Below are 20,401 nucleotides of genomic sequence, written 5' to 3'. Positions count from 1 at the left end.
GGCAGGCGAGCGCGGCGAGCGGCCCGGCGACATCCTCCTGACCGGTGTCGCAGCCGAGCAGCGCGGTGACGGCGATGACGGCGCTGGTCAGATACGGAACGGGCGCGACGGAGCGGCCCAGCTCCTCCAGCACGACGGCGGCCTCGCGGGCGCTCGCGCCCGCTCCGCCGAGCTTCTCCGGGACCAGCAGTCCGGCGGTGCCGATCTCGGTGGCGAGCGAGCGCCACAGTGCGCCGTCAAAGGGGACGTCCGACTCCAGCCCGGCCAGCACGGTGGCCGGATCGCTGCGGTCGGCGAGCAGGGACCGTACGGCGTCGCGCAGCGCGTCCTCGTCCTCGGAGTAGAGCAGGTCGGCGTCGGGAGCGCTCTGATGGTGGGTCATCGGGGGAGGTCCTTCCACGCGACGTCCTTGTCGGTGCGCGGCTCGGGCGGCAGCCCCAGCACGCGTTCGGCGACGATGTTGAGCAGCACTTCGGAGGTGCCTCCTTCGATGGAGTTCCCCTTGGCGCGCAGATAGCGGTAGCCGGCCTGGCGTCCGGTGAAGTCGACGCCTTCGGGGCGGCGCAGCGTCCAGTCGTCGTAGGTCAGTCCGTCCTCGGCGAGGAACTCCACCTCCCAGCCGCTGATCTCCTGCGCGAGCCGGGCGAAGGCGAGCTTCATACCGCTGCCCTCGGGGCCGGGCTGGCCCTTGGTCAGCTGCTGGCGCAGGCGCTCGCCGGTCAGCCGGGCGACCTCGGCGTCCACCCACAGCTTGAGCAGCCGCTGGTGCAGGTCGTGGGTGCGCAGCTCCGGGCGCTCGCGCCAGTCGGCGGCGGCGACGCCGATCATGCCGCCTTCACGGGGGATGCGGGCGCCGCCGATGGCGACCCGCTCGTTCATCAGCGTGGTCTGGGCGACCCGCCAGCCCTCGCCGACCTCCCCGAGACGCTGGGCGTCCGGGATCCGCACACCGGTCAGGAACACCTCGTTGAACTCGGCCTCGCCGGTGATCTGCCGCAGCGGCCGCACCTCGACGCCCGGGTCGGTCATATCGCAGACGAAGTACGTGATGCCGCGGTGTTTGGGCAGGTCGGGGTCGGTGCGGGCGATCAGGATCGCCCAGCGGGACTGGTGCGCGCCGGACGTCCAGACCTTCTGGCCGTCGACCACCCAGTCCGCCCCGTCCCGCACCGCACGGGTCGCCAGCGCCGCCAGGTCCGACCCGGCCCCCGGCTCGCTGAACAGCTGGCACCACACCTCCTCCCCGGTCCACAGCGGGCGCAGAAGGCGCTGCTTCTGCTCCTCGGTGCCGTAGCGGAGGATGGTGGGCGCGGCCATGCCGAGGCCGATGCCGATGCGGCCCGGGTCATTGCCGGGGGCGCCGGCGGCCTCCAGTTCGGCGTCCACGACCGCTTGCAGGGCGCGCGGCGCGTCCAGGCCGCCGAGGCCGTGGGGGAAGTGGATCCAGGCGAGGCCCGCGTCGAATCTCGCGCGCAGGAAGTCCAGCCGCTCCGTGGTGGCGGGCGGATAGGCGGCGAGCAGGTCGGCGGTGCGGCGGCGCAGGTCGGTGGCGTCGGTCATCGTGTCTCCTCCAGTCCGGGGACCACCACGAGGCGGCCCACGGATGTCCCGTCGGCGACCCGCTGTACGGCCTCGGCAGCGCCCTCCAGGGGGACCCGCCCGCCGATCAGCGGCTTGATGACGCCCTGGGCGGCGAGCTTGGTCAGCTCCTCGTGGCAGGCGTCGATCGAGGCCGGGTCCTTGGTGTTGTAGAGGCCCCAGTGCAGGCCCAGCACGGAGTAGTTCTTCACCAGGGCGTGGTTGAGGGCGGGGCTGGGGATGGCGCCGCTCGCAAAGCCGACCACCACGATCCTGCCCTCGAAGGCGATGCATTTGACGGACTTGGCGTAGGCGTCGCCGCCGACCGGGTCGTAGACCACATCGGCGCCGCGCCCGCCGGTGGCCTGCTTGACCTCGGCGATGATGTCGTCCGCGCGTCGGTCGAGGACGAGGTCACAGCCCAGTTCCCGGGCGGTACGGACCTTGTCCGCGCCGCCCACCACGCCGATGACCTGCGCGCCCGCCGCCTTGCCGAGCTGCACGGCGGCGCTGCCGACGCCACCGGCCGCGGCGTGCACCAGCAGGGTCTCGCCCGCCTGGAGCCGGGCCCGGCGGTGCAGCCCGAACCAGCCGGTCTGGTAGCCGATGTGCAGGGCCGCGGCCTCGGCGTCGTCGAGGGCTTCGGGGGCGGGCCGCACGGTCCGGGCGTCGACGACCGCGAGCTCGGCGAACCCGCCGTCGGGCAGCGGCGGCTGGGCCAGCACCCGCTGCCCGATCTCGCCGGCCGCGCCCTCACCCACGGCCAGCACCTCGCCGCAGATCTCCACGCCCGGCGTGAACGGCAGCGGCGGGCGTACCTGGTACTGGCCGCGGCACAGCAGCGCGTCGGGGAAGTTGACGTTGGCAGCCCGTACGCGCAGCAGCAGCTGCCCGGGACCTGCCTGGGGGTCCGGCACCTCTTCCAGCCGCATCACCTCACGCGGCTCGCCGTTCGCGGTTACGCGCCATGCCTTCACCTGGTGCCTCCACAGACCTCGGATGTGCGGGTACGACGGCACACCGGCCCCCTTGCCGCCGCGAGCGACATACTAAGCGGTCGGTATCCCGCAGGGAACAGTTTCCGGCGGTCCGGCAGCCAGGCGGCGCGGACGGACCCGGATACGCGGCACCGCACACGCGGACCCCGGTACCGGCAGGATCAGGCTCCCCGCCGTCCGATGACCGAGACCGGGCCGCATCGACTCACCAGACATCGGCGCACCGGCCGGGCCGGGGGACTTTCTGCGCACCCGCCGCGCCCCCGGACTGCGCCGCGAGGAACTCACCCAGCCGGCCGGGGTCAGCGTCGCGCACCACTCCCGGCCCGAGCAGGGGCAGCGGCAGCGGCAGCGGCAGCGGCAGCGGCAGCGGCAGCGGCAGCGGCAGCGGCAGCGGCAGGGCCACAACGCCTCTGAGGGGGCGCTGGAGGCTCCCCCCATTGCCCCCGCGCCGCGGGCCGCCGCGGGACGGCGCCCGGACGACCCGCAACTGGCCCTGCTGGTAGGCAAGTTTACGATAAAGAGCACCGAGTTCGCCGCCCTGTGGCCGCGGCACGGCGTGCGCAACTGCCCCTTCGGCACCCAGCGCTTCCACCATCCGCTGGTGGGCGACCGCCCTCCGAGGCGGCGCTGCGGCTACTGGCCGCGGAGCGCGCCCCAGACGTCCGGGTCCTCGAATCCGAGCGCCCACAGGCCGGTGCCCTGTACCCCGTACTTCCGCAGCAGCGGCAGCTGCTCGGCCACGCCGTGGGCGTCCTGGTACCAGACCTCGTGCTCCGTGCCGTTCTTGCGGTAGGTGAAGTGCGGGGTGCCCGACGCCGCGTCGAAGTGGTAGTCGGCGCCGGTCTGCTTGCGCAGTGAGTCGGCTTCCTTCCAGGTCAGATGGCCGGCCCGGCCCTTGGCTCCCTTGGCCCAGTCCCAGCCGTAGCCGGGGAAGGCCACCTCGATCTTGTTCCGGGGGATGGTGTCGGTGGCGTACCGCAGGAATTGCTCGTACCAGCCCTTGGAGGACAGCGGACCGGCCTCGCCACCGGACCAGTGCAGGTCGTAGCCCATGATCCGGACCCGGTCGGCGACCTTGCCCAGGTGCCGGTAGTCGTAGACGTCGCCGCGGACCTGGGCCAGGACGGTGACCACGCACTCCTTGCCGCGCGCGTGCAGCCGGGCGCACAGATCGCGGGTGAGCAGGTTGAATCCGGCCCGCACCCGCTCGCGGGTGGCCCGGTTGCCGGTGGCCGCCATCATCTCGTAGTCCAGGTCGACCCCGTCGTACGAGCGGCTGCCCGCCATCTCCAGCAGGGCGTCGACATGCGCGGCCCGGCGCCTCGGATCCTGTATCACCTCGGCCATCTCGGCGGCGCCCGGCGTCTCGGTCACGGTGGGCACCACTCTGATCCCGGCGCGGTGCAGCCCGTCGATGACCCCCTCGTTTCCCGCGCCGTCGTGCCCCTTGACCCGGTCGGCCGAGGCCTCGAACCAGAAGGGGCTGACGGTGTGCAGCTGGTCGGCGTGCTCCAGCGCGTCCTGGTAGGCGGCCTCGGTGTCGCCCCAGTACGGCAGCCAGGCCGAGCCGGTGCGCCGGTCGGTGGCCAGTTCGACGCCCGCCTCGGTCCCCGGCGACGCCGCCGCGGCGGCCACCGGCACGAGCGGTCCGGCGAGCGCCACCGCGGTCAGCAGAAGCGCGATCCCGGGGCGGCCCCGGGCGGCTGATACATGGTCCATGTCCCGAGCTTCACCCGGCGCCGCGCCTGGCGCCCCGTCAGCTGAGCCGAACGGAGGCGCACTGTGCCGTACGGGTGGCCGTTCTGATGGTGTGTGAGATCCGCCGTCGTCCCGGCGGCCACTCCCCCGGTCTTCTGTCGCAAAGTGCTCGCGCGTCCGTCCCGGCCCATGGCAGCATCTCGGGGGCGGTTGGTAACACACCGTCGGCGGTCGGACACGTACGGGGGCTGAGCAGAGTGCCGGAGCGCAGCGTTGAGGTTCAGGGGGTCGAGGCGCTGTGTCACGAGTGCCGGGCGGTGGTGCAGGACGAGTCGGCGCCCGCCGTGCCCGGCCTTCCGGTGATCGTCGCGCTGGGGCCCCGGGGCAGCGGCAAGAGCACCCTGCTGCAGCGCCTCGGCCGGCAGGCGGCCAACCGTCCGCACGCGCTCTACAACTTCGGTTCCACTTCGGGGCCGCGCCGCCCGCACGAGGTGGCCGGACGCCTGGCGTACGGCCTCTCCCAGCGCATCCGGCACCAGCCGGCGCTGCTGTTCCCGCGGCTGACCCTGGGCCTGTTCGCCGTCGCTCCCGAGCTGTCCCTGGATACCACGGACCGCAGGCGGGCCCGGCAGCAGCTGCGCCAGGCGCTGCGGGGGCCGGCCACGCAGCCGAGCCCGGCGGCCGATCACCTCACCGGCGTCGCCGAAGCGCTCAAGGACCTCAACCTGGTCGCGATCCCGGGCATCAGCCTGCTGGCCGGCCTGATCCGGCAGCCCCCACGGCTGCCCGCCGCCGTCACCCGGCACACCGAGTTCGCCTGGTACGCGGACCGGCGGCGCTCGGCCCTGGAGGCCCTGATCGACCTGAACCTGGACGCCAAGGACGAGGCGCAGCAGGCGGCGGTGGACCGGCTGCTGTGCCAGGCGTTCCTCGCGGATCTGCGGGGTGAGTACGCGCGCCGGGAACGCGACCGCAACTGTCTGGTGCTGCTGGACAACATCGATGCGGAGGGGGGCCGGGAGTTCCTGGATCTCCTGGGGCACCTGCGGCAGGAGAGCGGCGCGAGCGATCCGCTGCTGGTCGTCGCCACGGCGTCGGATGCGCCGGAGGTGCGCGTCCGGCCGGCGCAGCGGGCGAGTCGTGCCGACTGGGTGCGCCATGCCCCTGCGTCACCACACGCCCCCCGGCGGAGCTGGTACCACGTACGGCTGCGGGACCTGACCGCAGCGGAAACCCAGAAGCTCGGCGCCGACCTGGCCGTGTTCGCGCCCCAAGCGCCCTTGCTCATCCAGTCTTTGACACAGGGTCATCAGTGGAGCGTGCGGCATCTTCTGGATGCCGCTGCCGGGTTGCCGGACCACGACGGCGACTCCACTGCCCGGCTGCGGGGCATGGTGACCGGGCCCGGGGAGCCGGACCGGACCGTGCTGGACCATCTGCTGGCCGGCCTGACCGACGCGGAGAAGGAGCCGCTGATCACTGCCGCCGCCGCCCGGGAGCCCGAGACCGTCGTCGACGCCGGTCTCATCGACGCGGACGCCTACGACACGCTGATGGGCGGCTTCGGCATCAGGCTGTGGCTGACCGACCCCGCCCCGCAGGACGCGGCCGCCCGTGGCGGCCAGGTCCCGGACCACCCCGACGGCCGCCGGCCGCCCCCGCCCGCCTCCCGGCCCGCACTGCACCCATGGCTGCGTCTGCTGCTGCTCCAGGAACTGGCCCGCCGGCCGGGCCGCTGGAGTCAGGTACACGGCGACCTCAAGACCTGGCACCGGGCCAACGCGCGCGACGAGCGCCGCATCGACGAGCTTTACCACACCCTCGCCCTCGGCGAATTGGACGCCGTGGTCGCCCATCTCGCCCGTCGGCTGGCCCAACTCGGCGACACCGACGCCTGGTTGTACGAGCTGTACGCGATCACCGCCGCGCCGCTGCACCGGCCGGTGGAGCCCGAGCGGTCCGCCGCACTGCGGACGGACGCCCTCGCGCAGGAGCTGGCGCCGGAGTCGTTCGGCGCGCACCGGGCGCTGACCATGCTGGTGGCGGCGCTGTGGCTGGCGTCCGATCCCCGCAACCGGCTGCCCGCCGCGCGGCCCGAACTCCACTCCACCATCGGCTCGATGTTCCGCGAGCTGGCCATGAAGGCCACCCCCGCCAGGGTGGACCTGCGCCATGAAGCGGAGAAATACGTGGCACATTCCGCGACCCGCCCCTACCGATAGGAGCCGGAGCATGCACGCCCCCGATGGCCCCATAGATCCGCTCGATCCCCTGACACCGTGGTACCGGACCCGAAAGGGAATGACGGCCATCGTCGCGGTGGCAGCGCTGTGCGCCGCCGGTCTCGCCTGCCTCTTCTGGCCGTCGCCGCCGGACAATTCCTGCGGAGGGGGCGCGCCGGGTCTGCACTGGGCGGGTTCCGGAGCGGACCGCGAATGCATCGGCCTCACCAATGAGACGGCCTACGCCGCCGATCCCCGGCTGAAGAGCATCACCGAGAAGATCGCCGCCGAGAACCGCCGGGTGCGCGACCAGTGGGAGCATCCCGGAAAGGGCAAGAGCCCGGTCCATTACGTCAAGGTCGGGCTCTTGACCCCGATGTCGGAGAGCGACACCAGCGCCCTGCCCATCGGGGAGATCAAGACCAGCCTGGAAGGCGCCTATATCGCGCAGTGCCGGGCGAATTCCTGTCCCGGGCTGTCGCAGAACAATGCGATCGGCGTCGGCGGGACGACCACACCGCAGATCCAGCTGGTCATCGCCAACGAAGGGCGCGGCGAAAACCATTGGAAGCCGGTCGTGGACCAGTTGAAGGACCTGACGGGCGGCGAACACCCGCTGGTCGCCGTCACCGGCATGGGCATCAGCATCGAGGAAACGCGGAAGGCCGCCGTCGAACTCTCGCGCCACAACATCCCGTCGATCGGCGCCGTCCTGACGGCGACCGACCTCAATGCCGAGCGGCTTTTCAAGGTGTCCCCGTCCAACACCGAATACGCCAAGGCCCTTCGGCAATACGTCGACAGGGATTCGACGCTCTCCCGAGGTCGCGGGTACCTGGTGTTCGACAGCCGCCCGGACAATTACGTGCGCACCCTGCGCCAGGCGTTCGACGCCACGTTCAAGGGATATATCGGCGATCGCCGTACCTCGTTCGTCGGCGCCACGGGAAACAAGCCGGCCGGAACTCCCCGGATCTTCACCAATGCCCTGAACAACATCTGCCAGACCAAGGCCGACATGATTTTGTATGCCGGCCGTGACCGCGACCTCGGGTCATTCCTCACCGCCCTCGCCGGCGGCCAGTGCGACAAGAAGAGGCCCCTCACCGTGCTGACCGGTGCGACCGGCGCATTCCAGCAGGCCAAGGGCCGCGAGGGCCTGCTCGTCAAGCACCGGATCACGCTCCTGGACGTCTCCGCGACGAGCCCCGCGCTCTGGCTCAAGGGCCGGCATGCACCGCCGGGATTCAAGCCGTTCCACGACAGCCTGAAGGACCTCGGCTTCCACGAAGCGATTCTCGACGACGGCTACGCGATCATGCATCACGACGCCGTACTGACCGCGGTGTGGGCCACCCGCAACGTCACCGGCCAGACCGGCAAGACCACCCCGGACGTCCACGACGTCCACAACGAGATCACCAACCTGAACCACACCACCACCGTGCCCGCCGCCAGTGGCCGGCTCAGCTTCGACGACGCCTCCAACGGCTGGCCGCACGGCAAGCCCATCCCCCTGATCCGGATCCCGCATCCACTGGATGACCCGGCGCCGCCGTACCGGACGCCGTAGGGGCGTCGTCACGGTCCGGCCCGGTGCCCCCAGGGCCGGAGCCGGCCCGGCCAGGTCACCCAGCGCAGCGTGTCGGCCTCCTCCGGCGGCAGCAGGCCCGCGCCGATGCGCGCGGCCCGGCCCGCCTGTTGACCGGCGATCCGGTAGCCGAATTCGGACGAGTCCACCTCGTGGTAGTGGCCGTCCTTGAGCAGTACGGCGGCCGCCACCCCGTCCAGCCCCTCCAGCAGGCCGACGCGCAGCGCCGGGAGGTACTCCGGGGGCAGCCGCGCCGCGGGCACGGCGTTGAGCAGCTCCAGCCCACCGTCCGGGCCGGGCGGTGCGAAGTCTGCGTCGATGTGGGCGTACGGACCGCAGGAGCCGACGTTCATCCGCACGCGGACACGTACATCGGGCACAGGAACGGGGAGGCCGGTCATGGGCGTCACCGTAAGGGGGCCATCGATCGGGCGGCGAGCGCTTTTGGCGCGGGGCGCCCCGGCGTGGGAATCCCGGCGTCGGCCGGGCCTCAGGGCAGGGTGACCACGATCCGGCCGGATTCGATCCCCTGGGCGAGCGAGAGGCGATCGTGCGCGAGGTCGGTGCAGGTCGCGGTGTCCATGCGGAGCCGGAGGTCGGGGCGCTCGGCGGGGCCGTCGGCGTAGCGGGGGCCGTCGGCGTCGGTCAGCAGGACATGGAACTCGCCCCCGTCGAGGGCGATGTCGACCACGTCGACGTCCCGCGCGAAGTGGTCGCCGAGCCGGGTGATGAGCGGGAGGGCGAACCAGTGGGCGCGGACCGCGTCCGTGGGGCGCTTCTCGTCCAGGGCGGGGGCGCCCCAGTCGGCGAGGGCGGTGAGCGCGGGGAGCAGGGCGCGGCCGCGGGCGGTGAGTTCGTAGACGAAGGCGGCGCCGGGCGGGGCGAGCCGGCGGCGGGTGACCAGGGCGTCGCGTTCCATGTCCTTGAGGCGGGAGGCGAGCATGTCCGTACTGACGCCGGGCAGGTCGGCGTGCAGGTCGGTGTAGCGCCGGACGCCGCCCAGCAGTTCTCGGACGATCAGGAGCGTCCAGCGGTCACCGACGGTGTCCAGGGCACGGGCGAGGGCGCAGTACTGGTCATAACTTCGGCGCGGCATGGCATCAGCATAGCCAGAAGTTGGACTTTCCAAGTCTCCGCTTGGTAAAACCAAGTAGGCACGTACGGTGTTACCAGTGACGAGTGCTGCCGCGCCGCGCGGTGAGCGAGGAACCAGGAGGCCGCCGCATGCAGTTCAAGCAGTCCAGCAAGATGTCCGACGTCTGCTACGAGATCCGCGGGCCGGTGATCGAGCATGCGGACGCGCTGGAGGAGGCGGGCCACAGCGTCCTGCGCCTCAACACCGGCAATCCGGCACTGTTCGGCTTCGAGTGCCCCGAGGAGATCCTGCAGGACATGATCCGCAATCTCTCCCGGGCGCATGGCTATACGGAGTCCCGCGGCATCCTCTCCGCCCGGCGCGCGGTGGCCCAGCGCTATCAGGAGGCCGGACTGCCGGATGTCGATGTCGACGACGTCTACCTCGGCAACGGCGTCTCCGAACTCGTCTCGATGGCGGTGCAGGCCCTCCTCAACGACGGCGACGAGGTGCTGATCCCCGCCCCGGACTTCCCCCTCTGGACCGCGGTCACCACCCTCGCCGGCGGCAAGGCCGTGCACTACCTCTGCGACGAGTCCGCGGACTGGCTGCCGGACCTCGACGACCTCGCTTCGAAGATCACCGACCGGACCCGGGCGCTGGTCATCATCAACCCCAACAACCCCACCGGCGCGGTCTATCCACGCGAGGTGCTGGAGGGCATGCTCGATCTCGCCCGCCGCCACCAGCTGATGGTGTTCGCCGACGAGGTCTACGACCGGATCCTCTACGACGACGAGGTCCACCACCACGCCGCCGTACTCGCCCCCGACCTGGTCTGCCTGACCTTCTGCGGCCTGTCCAAGACCTACCGCGTCGCGGGCTTCCGCTCCGGCTGGCTGGTCGTCTCCGGCCCCAAGGAGCATGCCGCGGACTATCTCGAGGGCCTGGGCACCCTCGCCTCCATGCGGCTGTGCCCGAACGCCCCCGCGCAGTACGCCATCCAGGCGGCGCTCGGCGGCCGCCAGAGCATTCGGGACCTCGTCCTGCCGGGCGGCCGACTGCGCGAACAGCGCGATGTGGCCTGGGAACGGCTGAACGAGATCCCTGGCGTCTCCTGCGTCAAACCCAGGGGCGCGCTGTACGCCTTCCCCCGCCTGGACCCCGCCGTCCACAAGATCCACGACGACGAGAAGTTCGTCCTGGATCTGCTGCTGCGCGAGAAGATCCAGGTCGTCCAGGGCACCGGCTTCAACTGGCCCCGCCCCGACCACTTCCGCATCCTCACCCTCCCGCACGCCGACGACCTCGATGCCGCCATCAGCCGGATCGGGCGGTTCCTGGCGGGCTATCGGCAGTGACCGAGCGGCACCGGCTCACCAGTACGCCTGGTCGGTCCACGCCTCGAAGCCGGCGGACTCGACCGGGTCGTCGTCCTCGTCCAAACCGGCCAGGCCCTCGGTCGCGAAGGTGCCGCGCTGCCAGGCGAGAAGGGTGTCGATCAGGCCGCCGCCCCAGGGTTGCCCCTGGTCGGCGTGGCGGGGCCAGACGATCAGCGGCCAGGCGTCGGGGTCGTCCCCCTCGGTGAGCCAGCCGATCTCGTCGCCGTCGATGGAGTTGGCGAACGGGAGGAAACCGCCGGGCTCGGGCCACATGCCGAGCGGGTGCCACTCCGGGAAGTCCTCCTTGAGGCTCCGGTAGGCGTTCACCGTCTCCTCGACATGATGCAGAAAGCGCCGCTCCCCGGTGCGCAGCGGGGTGAGGAAGCGCAGCCATGTGCTCCAGCAGCCCGCGCCGTAGCGCTCCATGAGGGTCACGTACTCGCTCGGCAGCCGGGTGCCCAGTTCGGCGAAGAGGGCCTCCCAGGTGCCGCCGCCCAGGTAGGGGGCCTCGGGCGGCGGGGAGAGGAGGCGCAGGGCGTCCAGGCCGGTGCCGGTCTCCAGGGCGATCCGGCGCTCCGCGTCGGTGAGCCGGGGGGCGGTGGGCTCGGGCGGGGTCCAGGGCGCGGCGGTCTCCAGGAAGGCGGTGCGGGCGGCACTGCCGGGGAGCGGGCCGAGCAACGGGCCGGGCGGGGAGGGAAGTTCCCACGTGTCGCGGACGGTGTGGCGGAGGTACTGGGTAAGGGTGAGGTCGTAGCGGTGCCACTGTTCCAGGCCGCGGCGGCGGCCGGAGCCCCCGTGGCGTACGACGACCGTCCACGCGTTGGGGTCCGCGGAGGCCGAGACGTCCCAGAACAGGATGTCGCCGCCACGTGTACAGCCCCAGGCCAGCAGTCCGCCCGGGTCCGGGTGGACGGCCGGGCCCCGGCCCTCCGGGTGAGCGCGGGCCTCGATGCGAGACGAGCGGTGGGTGTCGCGGAGCCAGTCCCCGTAGTCGAACCACTTCTCCTCGACGCAGGGGACGTGAATCCAGAGGTACTCGCCGAAGTCCACCGGCCCATACGTATCGGCCAGCCTCTTGTAGTCGTCCGGCAGGGTCAGCCCCAGCCATTTCTCGACCGCCGGCCAGTCGACGGGGACCGGCCGGGGCGGACGCTCCGGGTGCGGGACGAGGAAGCCGGCGATGTCGACGTGATCCATCGCCTCACCCTAACGGGCGTACCGGTCACGAATCGTTGCCGCCCGCCCACTGCCGCGACGGGCGCCCGGCAGCCGGCCTCCAGGTGGCCGACGCGCCCTTGAGCACAGGGCGCACAGCCGCTTAGGTGGAGAGCGGTAATGCTGCCGCCGCCCCGGAGGGGAGTAGCCCGCGATGCCCGTACGACCTGCGGTAACGGAAGCGGAACTCGAAGCTCACCTGCGCGGAATATGTTTCAAGACGGGCCCGCCACAGCGCATCGGGGTCGAGATCGAATGGCTGGTCCACGACGCGCGCAACCCCCGATGTCCGGTCGAACCGTCCCGGTGGCACTCCGCAGCCACCGCCCTGCGCGCGCTTCCCCTCACCTCCCTTCTGACCTTCGAACCCGGCGGCCAGCTGGAGCTCAGCTCGCTCCCCGCCACCTCTCTCACCGCCTGCATCGACGCCGTCGCGGCCGATCTGGCGCTGGTGCGTCCCGCGATGCGTGCCATGGGCCTGGGCATGGCGGGACACGGTCACAATCCCTGGCACGCCCCGCAGCGCGTGCTGGTCGGCGATCCCCGCTACGACGCCATGGAGGCGTATTTCGACCGCTGGGGCGCCGCCGGCCGGTCCATGATGTGCGGCACCGCGTCCGTCCAGGTCTGTGTGGACGCCGGGTACGAGGAGCCCGGCCCGCTCGGATACGGCCGCCGCTGGCTGCTGGCGCATCTGCTGGGCGCGGTGCTGACCGCGGCCTTCGCCAATTCGCCGACCAGCGAGGGCTGCCCGACGGGCTATCGCACCACCCGCCAGGTGGTGTGGTCCCAGCTCGACCCGGGCCGCACCCTCGCCCCGCCCCAGGAGGCGGACCTGCGGGCCGCCTGGGCGCGGTACGTCCTGGACGCCCCCGTGATGTGCGTACGGTCCGAGGACGGCCCCTGGGGTGCGCCGCCGGGGCTGACCTTCCGTGAATGGGTCCGCACGGGCGGTCCCAGACCCCCGACCCAGGAGGATCTCGACTACCACCTCACCACCCTCTTCCCGCCGGTCCGGCCGCGCGGCCATCTGGAACTGCGCATGATCGACGCGCAGGCGGGCGACGGCGGGTGGATCGTGCCGCTGGCCGTGACGGCCGCGCTGTTCGACGACCCGGAGGCCACGGAGACCGCCTATCGCATCGTCAAACCCCTTGCGGAGACGGCCGGTTCGCGTCCGGCGCCGCGCAATCCGCTGTGGCGGCGGGCGGCCCGCGGGGCGCTGACCGACCCCGAGCTGCACGCCGCGGCGGTGGCCTGCTTCGCCGCCGCGCAGGAAGCGCTGCCCCGGCTCGGCGCCTCCCCCGGCGTGATCGCGGCCGTCGCGGACTTCTCCGAGCGCTACGTGGCCCGCGGCCGCTGCCCCGCCGACGACCATCTCGACGCCCTGTACGCCGCGGAGGCGGACCTCGTGTACCCCCCCGACCCCGCGGACCTCACCGACCCCGCGGTCTCCCCCGAGCGCCCGGCCGGCGGCCTCACCCTTGGGAAGGACAGCCAGTGACCATAGAGCCCACCGACCCCCTCGATCCCGAGGCGCTGCGCGAGCGCGCGGCCTCGGCGCTGCTCGCCGCCCGCGACCGCACCCACCTGCTGACCACCTGCGTAGAGGAACCCGAGCTCGTCGCCCAGCACTCCCCGCTCATGTCACCGCTGGTCTGGGACCTGGCGCACATAGGCAACCAGGAGGAGCAGTGGCTGCTGCGCACCGTCGGCGGCCGCGACGCGCTGCGCCCGGACATCGATTCCGTCTACGACGCCTTCGAGCATCCGCGCGCCGCGCGCCCGTCACTGCCGCTGCTGACGCCCGCCGAGGCGCACTCCTATGTGGCCGAGGTGCGCGGCCGGGTGCTGGACATCCTGGAGGCCAGCCCGCTGCGCGGCGGTCCGCTGCTCGACGCCGGCTTCGCCTTCGGAATGATCGCGCAGCATGAACAGCAGCACGACGAGACAATGCTGATCACCCATCAGCTACGGGGCGGGGACGCCGTGCTCGGCGCGGCGGATCCGTTGCCGGCACCTCCCGGCATCCTCCCCTCCGAAGTCCTCGTCCCCGGCGGGCCGTTCACCATGGGCACCTCCACCGAGCCCTGGGCGCTGGACAACGAACGCCCCGCCCACCGCCGCCTCGTGCCGCCCTTCCTGATCGACACCACGCCGGTCAGCAACGGTGCCTACCAGCGCTTCATCGAGGACGGCGGCTACGACGAGCCCCTCTGGTGGACCGAGGAGGGCTGGGCCCACGTACGCGAGCACAGGCTCCGCGCGCCGCTGTTCTGGAAGCGGGACGGCGGGCAGTGGCTGCGCCGCCGGTTCGGGGTCACCGAGCCGGTACCGCCGGACGAGCCGGTGCTGCATGTCAGCTGGTACGAGGCGGATGCGTATGCGCGCTGGGCGGGGCGACGGCTGCCGACGGAGCCCGAGTGGGAGAAGGCCGCCCGCCACGATCCGGCCACCGGGCGGGCGATGCGCTACCCATGGGGCGACGAGGACCCGGCCCCGGAGCACGCCAACCTCGGCCAGCGGCACCTGCGGCCCGCCCCCGTCGGCAGCTACCCGGAGGGCGAATCCCCTTTCGGCATCCGGCAGTTGATCGGCGACGTGTGGGAGTGGACGGCCAGCGACTTCCTGCCGTATCCGGGCTTCGCCGCCTTCCCCTACCGGGAGTACTCGGAGGTGTTCTTCGGCGACCGGTACAAGGTGCTGCGCGGCGGGTCGTTCGCGGTCGGTCCGGTCGCCTGCCGGGGCACGTTCCGCAACTGGGACCTGCCGGTCCGGCGGCAGATCTTCTCCGGATTCCGTACGGCCCGCGACGCCGAGCACACGGCGGGCGCGTGAGCGCCGCGGGCGGCCGCACGAGGCGGAGGCGGTGCGGGGGCTGATGTGCCGTCATCTTGCGTATCTCGGACCGGAGATACCCTTCGGACAGGTGGTGCTGGCCCCGCCACAGGGCCTGTACCGGCAGTCGTGGGCGCCGCTCCGGCAGCTGAACGGGACGGTCAACGCGGACGGCTTCGGGGTCGGCTGGTATGCGCCGGGTGACCCGGTACCCGCCCGGTACCGCCGGGCCGGGCCAATCTGGGCCGACGATCTGCTGCCCGATCTGGGGCGGGTGGTGCGCACCGGTGCGCTGCTCGCCGCCGTACGGGATGCCACCGAGGCGGGGGCGGACGCCGAGGCCGCGGCGGCGCCGTTCGCGGCCGGGCGGTATCTGTTCAGCCACAACGGCGCGGTGCTCGGCTGGCCGGACTCGCTCGCCCCCCTGGCCGCCCGGCTCCCGCCGGTGGAGCTGCTCCGGCTGCAGGCCCGCTGCGACGCGGCGTTTCTGTTCGCGCTGGTCCAGCACCGGCTGGCAAACGGGCACGACCTGGGCGAGGCGCTGGCCGGCACCGTCACCGCCGTCGCCGGGGCCGCCCCCGGCTCCCGGCTGAACCTCCTGCTCACCGATGGCACCACCATCGCCGCCACCACCTGGGGCGACACCCTCTTCCACCTGCCCCTCCCCGGAGGCGGCACCGTCGTAGCCTCCGAGCCCTACGACGACGCACCCCAGTGGACCGAGGTCCCCGACCGCACCCTGGTGCGCGCCACTCGTACCGACGTCCACCTCACCCCGCTCAAGGAGCCCGCCGCGTGAGCCCCCTCAGCATCACCCGCACCCTCCCTGCCGACGCCACCTCGGCCGCGCTGCGCGCCGATGTCACCCAGGGTCTGACCCGTACACCCAAACAGCTGCCGCCCAAGTGGTTCTACGACACGCGCGGCAGCGACCTCTTCGAGGAGATCACCAAGCTGCCCGAGTACTACCCGACGCGCGCGGAGCGGGAGATCCTGCTCACCCGTGCCGCCCAGATCGCCGCGGCCACCGGCGCCCGCACCCTGATCGAGCTGGGCTCCGGCTCGTCCGACAAGACCCGTCACCTCATCGGCGCACTCACCGGCCTGCACACCTACATCCCGGTCGACGTCAGCGAATCCGCCCTGGCCGCGGCGGGCGAGGCACTGCTCGCCGAGCACCCCGGCCTGACCGTGCACGCCCTGGTCGCCGACTTCCAGCAGGGCCTCACCCTCCCCGAGGCGCCCGGCCCACGGCTGCTCGCCTTCCTCGGCGGCACCATCGGCAATCTGCTCCCCGAAGAGCGGGCCGCCTTCCTCCGCTCGGTGCACGGCCTGCTCTCGCCGGGCGACGCCCTGCTGCTCGGCACCGACCTGGTCAAGGACGAGGCCACCCTGGTCGCGGCCTATGACGACGCACAGGGCGTGACGGCCGAGTTCAACAAGAACGTGCTGCATGTCATCAACCGCGAGCTGGGCGGCGACTTCGACCCGGAGGTGTTCGACCATGTCGCCCTGTGGAACGCCGAGCACGAGTGGATCGAGATGCGGCTACGGGCCCGCAAGGAGCTGACCGTCAAGATCCCCGGAGTGGACCTGGCGGTGCCCTTCACCGAGGGGGAGGAGGTCCGCACCGAGGTCTCCGCCAAGTTCCGCGAGGACGGCGTACGGGCCGAACTCGCCGCGGCCGGACTGGAGTTGAGCCAGTGGTGGACGGACGGCGCGGGGCGGTTCGCGCTGTCGCTGGCGGTCCGCGGCTGATTTCGGGGTCCCGTATCCCGCCACCCGTGTGGTTCGATGCCTCGGTCACACGTTCGTACCGGGGCGCCGTACGGCGCGCAGCATCGAGGGCTGGGGTGGCGGGATGGGGCTGGATCGGCGGGGATTCCTCAGGGGTGCGGCCGGGCTGTCGGCGGCAGGGGTGCTGGCGGGTGTCGGCGGCGCGCAGTTCACGGCCGCCGCGGCCGGGCGCGCCTCCGTACCGTCCGCTGCCTCCGTACCGTCCGCTGCCTCCGTACCGTCCCGGGCCTCCGTCCAGGACTGGATGTCGGCCCTCGCCGATGCGACGCCCGTCCCACGGCTGACGATCCCGGGGACGCACGACTCCGGAGCCCGTATCGGCGGGCCCTGGGTCGCCTGCCAGAACACCTCCGTCGACGCCCAACTGGCAAGCGGCATCCGCTTCTTGGACGTCCGCTGCCGGGCCGTCGACAACGTCTTCGCCATCCATCACGGCGCCTTCTACCAGGAGCTGATGTTCGGCGATGTGCTCAACGCCTGCCGGGCGTTCTTGCAGGCGCACCCGTCCGAGACCGTCCTGATGCGGGTCAAGCAGGAGTACTCCGAGGTCCCCGCCGAAGAATTCCGCCGCATCTTCGACATCTATCTCGACGACAAGGGCTATCGGCCGCTGTTCCGCCTCGAGGGCGATCTGCCGTCACTCGGCCAGGCCCGTGGCAGGGTCGTCCTGCTCGCGGACGCGGACGGGATGCCGGGCGTACGGTACGCCGATCCGCAGCTCTTCGACATCCAGGACGACTACACGGCCGAGCCGTTCGCCAAGTGGCCGAAGGTCGAGGCCCAGTTCCGCAAGGCGGCCGGCGCACCCGGCAAGCTGTACGTCAACTACGTCAGCACCGCCGCCCTGCTGCCGCCCCGCTCGAATGCCGACCGCCTAAACCCGCAGGTCAAGAGCCTGCTGACGGGGTCGGAGGCGAGCGGCTGGAGAGGGCTCGGCATCGTCGCGATGGATTTCCCGAACGAGGCCGGGCTGGCGCAGACGCTGATCGCGCACAATCCGGCGGGCGTGTGGCCGGGGGCGCCCTCGGCGTCCCGCCCGGCACACCCGCCCGCCTGAGGTCCCGTCGTGGCTTCGCGCCCCGCCGGGCCGCCATGCCGCAGACTGATCCACATCTCTGGATGACTGGTTCCGGCGCCGCGCTGTCCGTACGACGGGGTGGCGCCGGCTGATGTGGCGAGGCGGCGGCTGGTGGAGACGGGCGAGGGCGGGCGAACGGCGACGGAGGAGCTGCCGCGCGCTGCGGGGGCGGCCGGGCGCGCACACGGCCGGGGTGGCGCCGCGCTGCGGGTGGGGGTGGCGGTGCTGCTGACCACGCTGGTGGCGGGCGGGGCGGCACTGGTGCTGTGCTCCGCGCCGCGCGATCCGTATCTGGCGGACGGGGACGCGGCCACGGGCCGCTACCTCCCCCCGTACCGGGCGGGGGACGCGGCCGCGGCCACGGTGCTCGCCGGACCGTACCGGGAGCGGCCGGGACCGCCGGTTGCGGCGTCGGCCGACCGCGCCGGCACGCCGTCCCCGCCGCCGGCCTCCCGCCCCCTGTCCGCCACGCCGACGGCCCCCTCGCCACCGGTCGGCGCGCTCTTCTCCCCCGGCGATGACGGCGATCCGACCCACCACTGCACGGCGAGCGTGGTGCACTCCCCCGCGGGCGACCTCATCGTCACCGCCGCGCACTGCGTCCACGACGGCGGCTTCCGCACCCGCCTGGTGTTCGCACCCGGACTGCACGACGGCATCGCTCCGTACGGCCTGTGGGTGCCCACCCGGGTCGATGTCGACCCCCGCTGGATCGGCGACCGGGACCCCGACCGCGATGTGGCCTTCCTACGGGTCCGCAGGGCCGGGCGGGCGGCCGACGACCGCACCCTCGAGGAGGTGACCGGCGCCGAGCGCATCCGCTTCCGCGCGCCCACCGGCCACCCGGCCCAGCTGACCGGCTACCCCGACGACCGGGACGCCCCCCTCGGCTGCCGCCACACCGCGGACGCCCAGAGCCCGACCCAACTCCGCTTCGCCTGCCCGGGTTTCCCGAACGGGACGAGCGGCGGGCCGATGCTGACGGACGTGAACCCGGCCACCGGCACCGGCACGCTCATCGGCGTGATCGGCGGCCAGGACGAGGGCGGCGACGACGCCACGTCGTACAGCAGCCGCTTCGACGCGGACATGGAGAGGCTCTACCGGCGCGCGGTGTCGTAGCCGGTGCGCGCCGGCAGCCCCGGCCGTACGGCGGGTTCATGCGCCCCGCGGCACCACCGTCTTCAGAACCGACGGCAGCGGGTACCAGTCGGCGGTGGCGAAACTCGCGTGGGCGGCGGCGAGTTGACCGACGCGGGCCAGCGCCTCGGCCTCTGTGGGGTGGGTGCCGTCGATCTCCGGGGGCACCTTGTGGGCGTCGGTCATGATGAGGAGGTAGTGGCGGGTGTCGTACCAGGCGGTGTCGATGGTGCCGTTCAGGTAGGTCGCGGCGTCGCCGTCGAAGACCACGAACCAGGGGCGCAGCGCCGGGTCGGCGTAGCGCTCGCGGGGGTCGCCGGCGGCCGCGCCGTGGACGGCGGGGAAGGCCGTCGACCGGCCCAGTGCGCCCTGTGCGGCGAGGTCGCGGAGGTGGCCGGCGTACTCGACGTCGGTCCACAGCTTGTCGAGCGGGTTGTTCTCCTCGACAGTGCCGGGTATCAGCTCGATCAGGAATTTTCCGGCCAGGGCGGAGCGGGCGGGCCAGCCGCCTGCCCGTACCGCCTCGTCCGGGGTGGCGTGGCCCGCCGTGAGGTCGCCGGGGCCGTAGACCGCGTCGCCGAGCTTCTGCCGTACCAGTGCGTCGAATTCGGCGGGTCCGCGGCCGCCCTTGGCGTTGAAGCCGTCCTTCATCTCTATCTTGACGAGGATGGGGCGGTGGCCGGGGTTGGCGTCGTGCCAGGCCTTCATGTCGGCGAGGCAGGCGCCGAAGTCCTGGTCGCGGTCCTTGGTGCGCAGCTCCGCGGGGGACGTGGCGCCCTCGCAGTTGTTGTTGTTCCCGAGCGGGTTGCTGTGTGCGACCCGCCAGGACCTGCCCAGTCCGTTTGCCCAGACGTCGAGTTCCACCAGCGCCGCACCGGAGTCCAACGCATCGGCGAAGTAGGGATACTTGTCCTTCTCGTAGGCGTTGTGGACGCCCACCGACGTGCTGGTGTCATATGTCGTGGCGGCCGGTTCGGCACCCGCCGGACCGGTCACCGCGATCACCGCCGCCGCGGCGGCCGCGACCGTCCCCACGCACCGCTTCCCGTTCATCTGCCCCGCTTCCGCTGAGTCCGTCAGATCCCCCGCCCGGCCGGTTACCCGGTCGGTCGCCTGGTCGGGCAGCAGCGTACGGGAGTTGGGTACGGGCGCGGCCAGTGGGGCATCAGGGGCCCGGAGAGCCGGGCCCGGACCAACAGTGAAGGATGCGCATGCCCAGAAAGACACCCACCGTCAGCACGCGTGGGACGACCGCTCGTACCGCGCCGCGGAATACGGCGCTGCCGCTCGCGGCGACCGTGCTGACCGGGACGGTCGCGCTCTATATCGCACTCGTCGCCTTCGGGAACATCACCGACTTCGGCACCAATCGGGACTTCGTCCGTCATGTCCTGGCCATGGACACCACGTTCCGGGACCCGGATCTGATGTGGCACGCCATCACCTCGCGCGCGCTGCAGGACGCCGCGTATGTGGGGATCATCGTCTGGGAGGCGGCGGCCGCGGTGGTGCTGGTCGTGGCCACCGCGCTCGGGGTGCTCGGGCTGCGGCGCGGCGATATCGGCCGTGCCCGGTGGACGGCCACCGTGGGGCTGCTGATGCTGCTGGTGCTGTTCGGGGCCGGGTTCATCGCGGTGGGTGGGGAGTGGTTCGCGATGTGGCAGTCGAAGGACTGGAACGGGCTGGAGGCGGCGGCCCGCAACTTCGTGGTTGCCGGGGTGGCGCTGATCGTCGTCCACCTGCCGGGGGCGAAGGATTCCGGCGAGGGCGGGGAGTAGGACCCGCG

Annotated in this window: 19 protein-coding genes and 1 pseudogene; 11 read left to right on the top strand and 9 right to left on the bottom strand. The window is 72.4% G+C overall.

Annotated elements, in window-relative coordinates; translation table 11 throughout:
• The 4 genes from AB0D04_RS14360 to AB0D04_RS14345 form a co-directional block, all read right to left on the bottom strand.
• The coding region (locus AB0D04_RS14360) for an acyl-CoA dehydrogenase family protein (protein WP_362702766.1) at positions 1-382 on the bottom strand (382 nt) is incomplete at its 3' end.
• On the bottom strand, positions 379-1,560 hold the full coding sequence (locus AB0D04_RS14355) for an acyl-CoA dehydrogenase family protein (RefSeq protein WP_362702765.1): 1,182 nt from the start codon (positions 1,558-1,560) through the stop codon (positions 379-381). The genes AB0D04_RS14360 and AB0D04_RS14355, both read right to left, overlap by 4 nt.
• Positions 1,557-2,555: an NADPH:quinone oxidoreductase family protein gene (locus tag AB0D04_RS14350; protein ID WP_362702763.1), complete on the bottom strand. Its 999-nt coding sequence runs from the start codon at positions 2,553-2,555 to the stop codon at positions 1,557-1,559. Before AB0D04_RS14350 ends, AB0D04_RS14355 begins: the two co-directional genes overlap by 4 nt.
• A gap of 226 nt (positions 2,556-2,781) precedes the next feature.
• Entirely contained in the window at positions 2,782-2,982 is a 201-nt protein-coding gene (locus AB0D04_RS14345; protein ID WP_362702762.1) for a hypothetical protein, read from the bottom strand.
• Between the two features lie 18 nt (positions 2,983-3,000).
• On the opposite strand from AB0D04_RS14345, the pseudogene AB0D04_RS14340 reads away from it, so the two are divergent.
• Positions 3,001-3,129, top strand: a pseudogene (locus tag AB0D04_RS14340) (transcriptional regulator); the annotation flags it as partial.
• 83 nt (positions 3,130-3,212) lie between these two features.
• Here AB0D04_RS14340 and AB0D04_RS14335 read toward each other — a convergent pair.
• A complete protein-coding gene (locus tag AB0D04_RS14335; RefSeq protein ID WP_362702760.1) occupies positions 3,213-4,298 on the bottom strand; it encodes a glycosyl hydrolase family 18 protein in 1,086 nt (361 codons plus the stop codon).
• A gap of 236 nt (positions 4,299-4,534) precedes the next feature.
• Between AB0D04_RS14335 and AB0D04_RS14330 the strand changes: the two genes are divergently transcribed.
• Entirely contained in the window at positions 4,535-6,499 is a 1,965-nt protein-coding gene (locus tag AB0D04_RS14330; RefSeq protein WP_362702758.1) for a hypothetical protein, read from the top strand.
• A gap of 10 nt (positions 6,500-6,509) precedes the next feature.
• Complete coding sequence (locus AB0D04_RS14325) at positions 6,510-8,072, top strand: hypothetical protein (protein WP_362702756.1); 1,563 nt, start codon at positions 6,510-6,512, stop codon at positions 8,070-8,072.
• 8 nt (positions 8,073-8,080) lie between these two features.
• On the opposite strand, the gene AB0D04_RS14320 is transcribed toward AB0D04_RS14325, so the two are convergent.
• Complete coding sequence (locus AB0D04_RS14320; protein WP_362702754.1) at positions 8,081-8,491, bottom strand: hypothetical protein; 411 nt, start codon at positions 8,489-8,491, stop codon at positions 8,081-8,083.
• An 89-nt stretch (positions 8,492-8,580) separates the two neighbouring features.
• Positions 8,581-9,186 carry a helix-turn-helix domain-containing protein gene (locus tag AB0D04_RS14315; RefSeq protein WP_362702752.1) on the bottom strand — a complete coding sequence of 202 codons (606 nt, stop codon included), beginning with the start codon at positions 9,184-9,186 and terminating at the stop codon, positions 8,581-8,583.
• Between the two features lie 128 nt (positions 9,187-9,314).
• Between AB0D04_RS14315 and AB0D04_RS14310 the strand changes: the two genes are divergently transcribed.
• Entirely contained in the window at positions 9,315-10,526 is a 1,212-nt protein-coding gene (locus tag AB0D04_RS14310) for a pyridoxal phosphate-dependent aminotransferase (RefSeq protein WP_362702750.1), read from the top strand.
• 15 nt (positions 10,527-10,541) lie between these two features.
• Here the strand turns inward: AB0D04_RS14310 and AB0D04_RS14305 are convergent, their stop codons facing one another.
• Positions 10,542-11,744 (bottom strand): SMI1/KNR4 family protein, encoded by a 1,203-nt coding sequence (locus tag AB0D04_RS14305; RefSeq protein WP_362702748.1) that lies wholly within the window; start codon positions 11,742-11,744, stop codon positions 10,542-10,544.
• Positions 11,745-11,916: 172 nt separating this feature from the next.
• On the opposite strand from AB0D04_RS14305, the gene egtA reads away from it, so the two are divergent.
• From egtA to AB0D04_RS14275, 6 genes are all read left to right on the top strand, one after another.
• On the top strand, positions 11,917-13,266 hold the full coding sequence (gene egtA / locus AB0D04_RS14300) for an ergothioneine biosynthesis glutamate--cysteine ligase EgtA (RefSeq protein WP_362702747.1): 1,350 nt from the start codon (positions 11,917-11,919) through the stop codon (positions 13,264-13,266).
• On the top strand, positions 13,263-14,600 hold the full coding sequence (gene egtB / locus AB0D04_RS14295) for an ergothioneine biosynthesis protein EgtB (RefSeq protein WP_362702746.1): 1,338 nt from the start codon (positions 13,263-13,265) through the stop codon (positions 14,598-14,600). The genes egtA and egtB overlap by 4 nt, the downstream gene beginning before the upstream one ends.
• Before the next feature lie 43 nt (positions 14,601-14,643).
• On the top strand, positions 14,644-15,399 hold the full coding sequence (gene egtC / locus AB0D04_RS14290; RefSeq protein WP_362702744.1) for an ergothioneine biosynthesis protein EgtC: 756 nt from the start codon (positions 14,644-14,646) through the stop codon (positions 15,397-15,399).
• Positions 15,396-16,358, top strand: coding sequence for an L-histidine N(alpha)-methyltransferase (gene egtD, locus AB0D04_RS14285; protein ID WP_362702742.1), 963 nt, complete (start codon positions 15,396-15,398; stop codon positions 16,356-16,358). The genes egtC and egtD overlap by 4 nt, the downstream gene beginning before the upstream one ends.
• 103 nt (positions 16,359-16,461) lie before the next feature.
• Positions 16,462-17,454: a phosphatidylinositol-specific phospholipase C gene (locus AB0D04_RS14280; RefSeq protein ID WP_362702740.1), complete on the top strand. Its 993-nt coding sequence runs from the start codon at positions 16,462-16,464 to the stop codon at positions 17,452-17,454.
• Positions 17,455-17,586: 132 nt separating this feature from the next.
• Positions 17,587-18,597: a trypsin-like peptidase domain-containing protein gene (locus tag AB0D04_RS14275; RefSeq protein WP_362702739.1), complete on the top strand. Its 1,011-nt coding sequence runs from the start codon at positions 17,587-17,589 to the stop codon at positions 18,595-18,597.
• Positions 18,598-18,633: 36 nt separating this feature from the next.
• On the opposite strand, the gene AB0D04_RS14270 is transcribed toward AB0D04_RS14275, so the two are convergent.
• Positions 18,634-19,668: a phosphatidylinositol-specific phospholipase C domain-containing protein gene (locus AB0D04_RS14270; RefSeq protein WP_362702738.1), complete on the bottom strand. Its 1,035-nt coding sequence runs from the start codon at positions 19,666-19,668 to the stop codon at positions 18,634-18,636.
• Between the two features lie 158 nt (positions 19,669-19,826).
• On the opposite strand from AB0D04_RS14270, the gene AB0D04_RS14265 reads away from it, so the two are divergent.
• Positions 19,827-20,393 carry a DUF2165 domain-containing protein gene (locus AB0D04_RS14265; RefSeq protein ID WP_362702736.1) on the top strand — a complete coding sequence of 189 codons (567 nt, stop codon included), beginning with the start codon at positions 19,827-19,829 and terminating at the stop codon, positions 20,391-20,393.
• Positions 20,394-20,401: the final 8 nt, after the last annotated feature.

Origin of the sequence: Streptomyces sp. NPDC048483, from assembly GCF_040651455.1 — a bacterium.
Taxonomy (GTDB): Bacteria; Actinomycetota; Actinomycetes; order Streptomycetales; family Streptomycetaceae; genus Streptomyces.
This window is presented reverse-complemented; position numbering and strand designations above follow the sequence as displayed.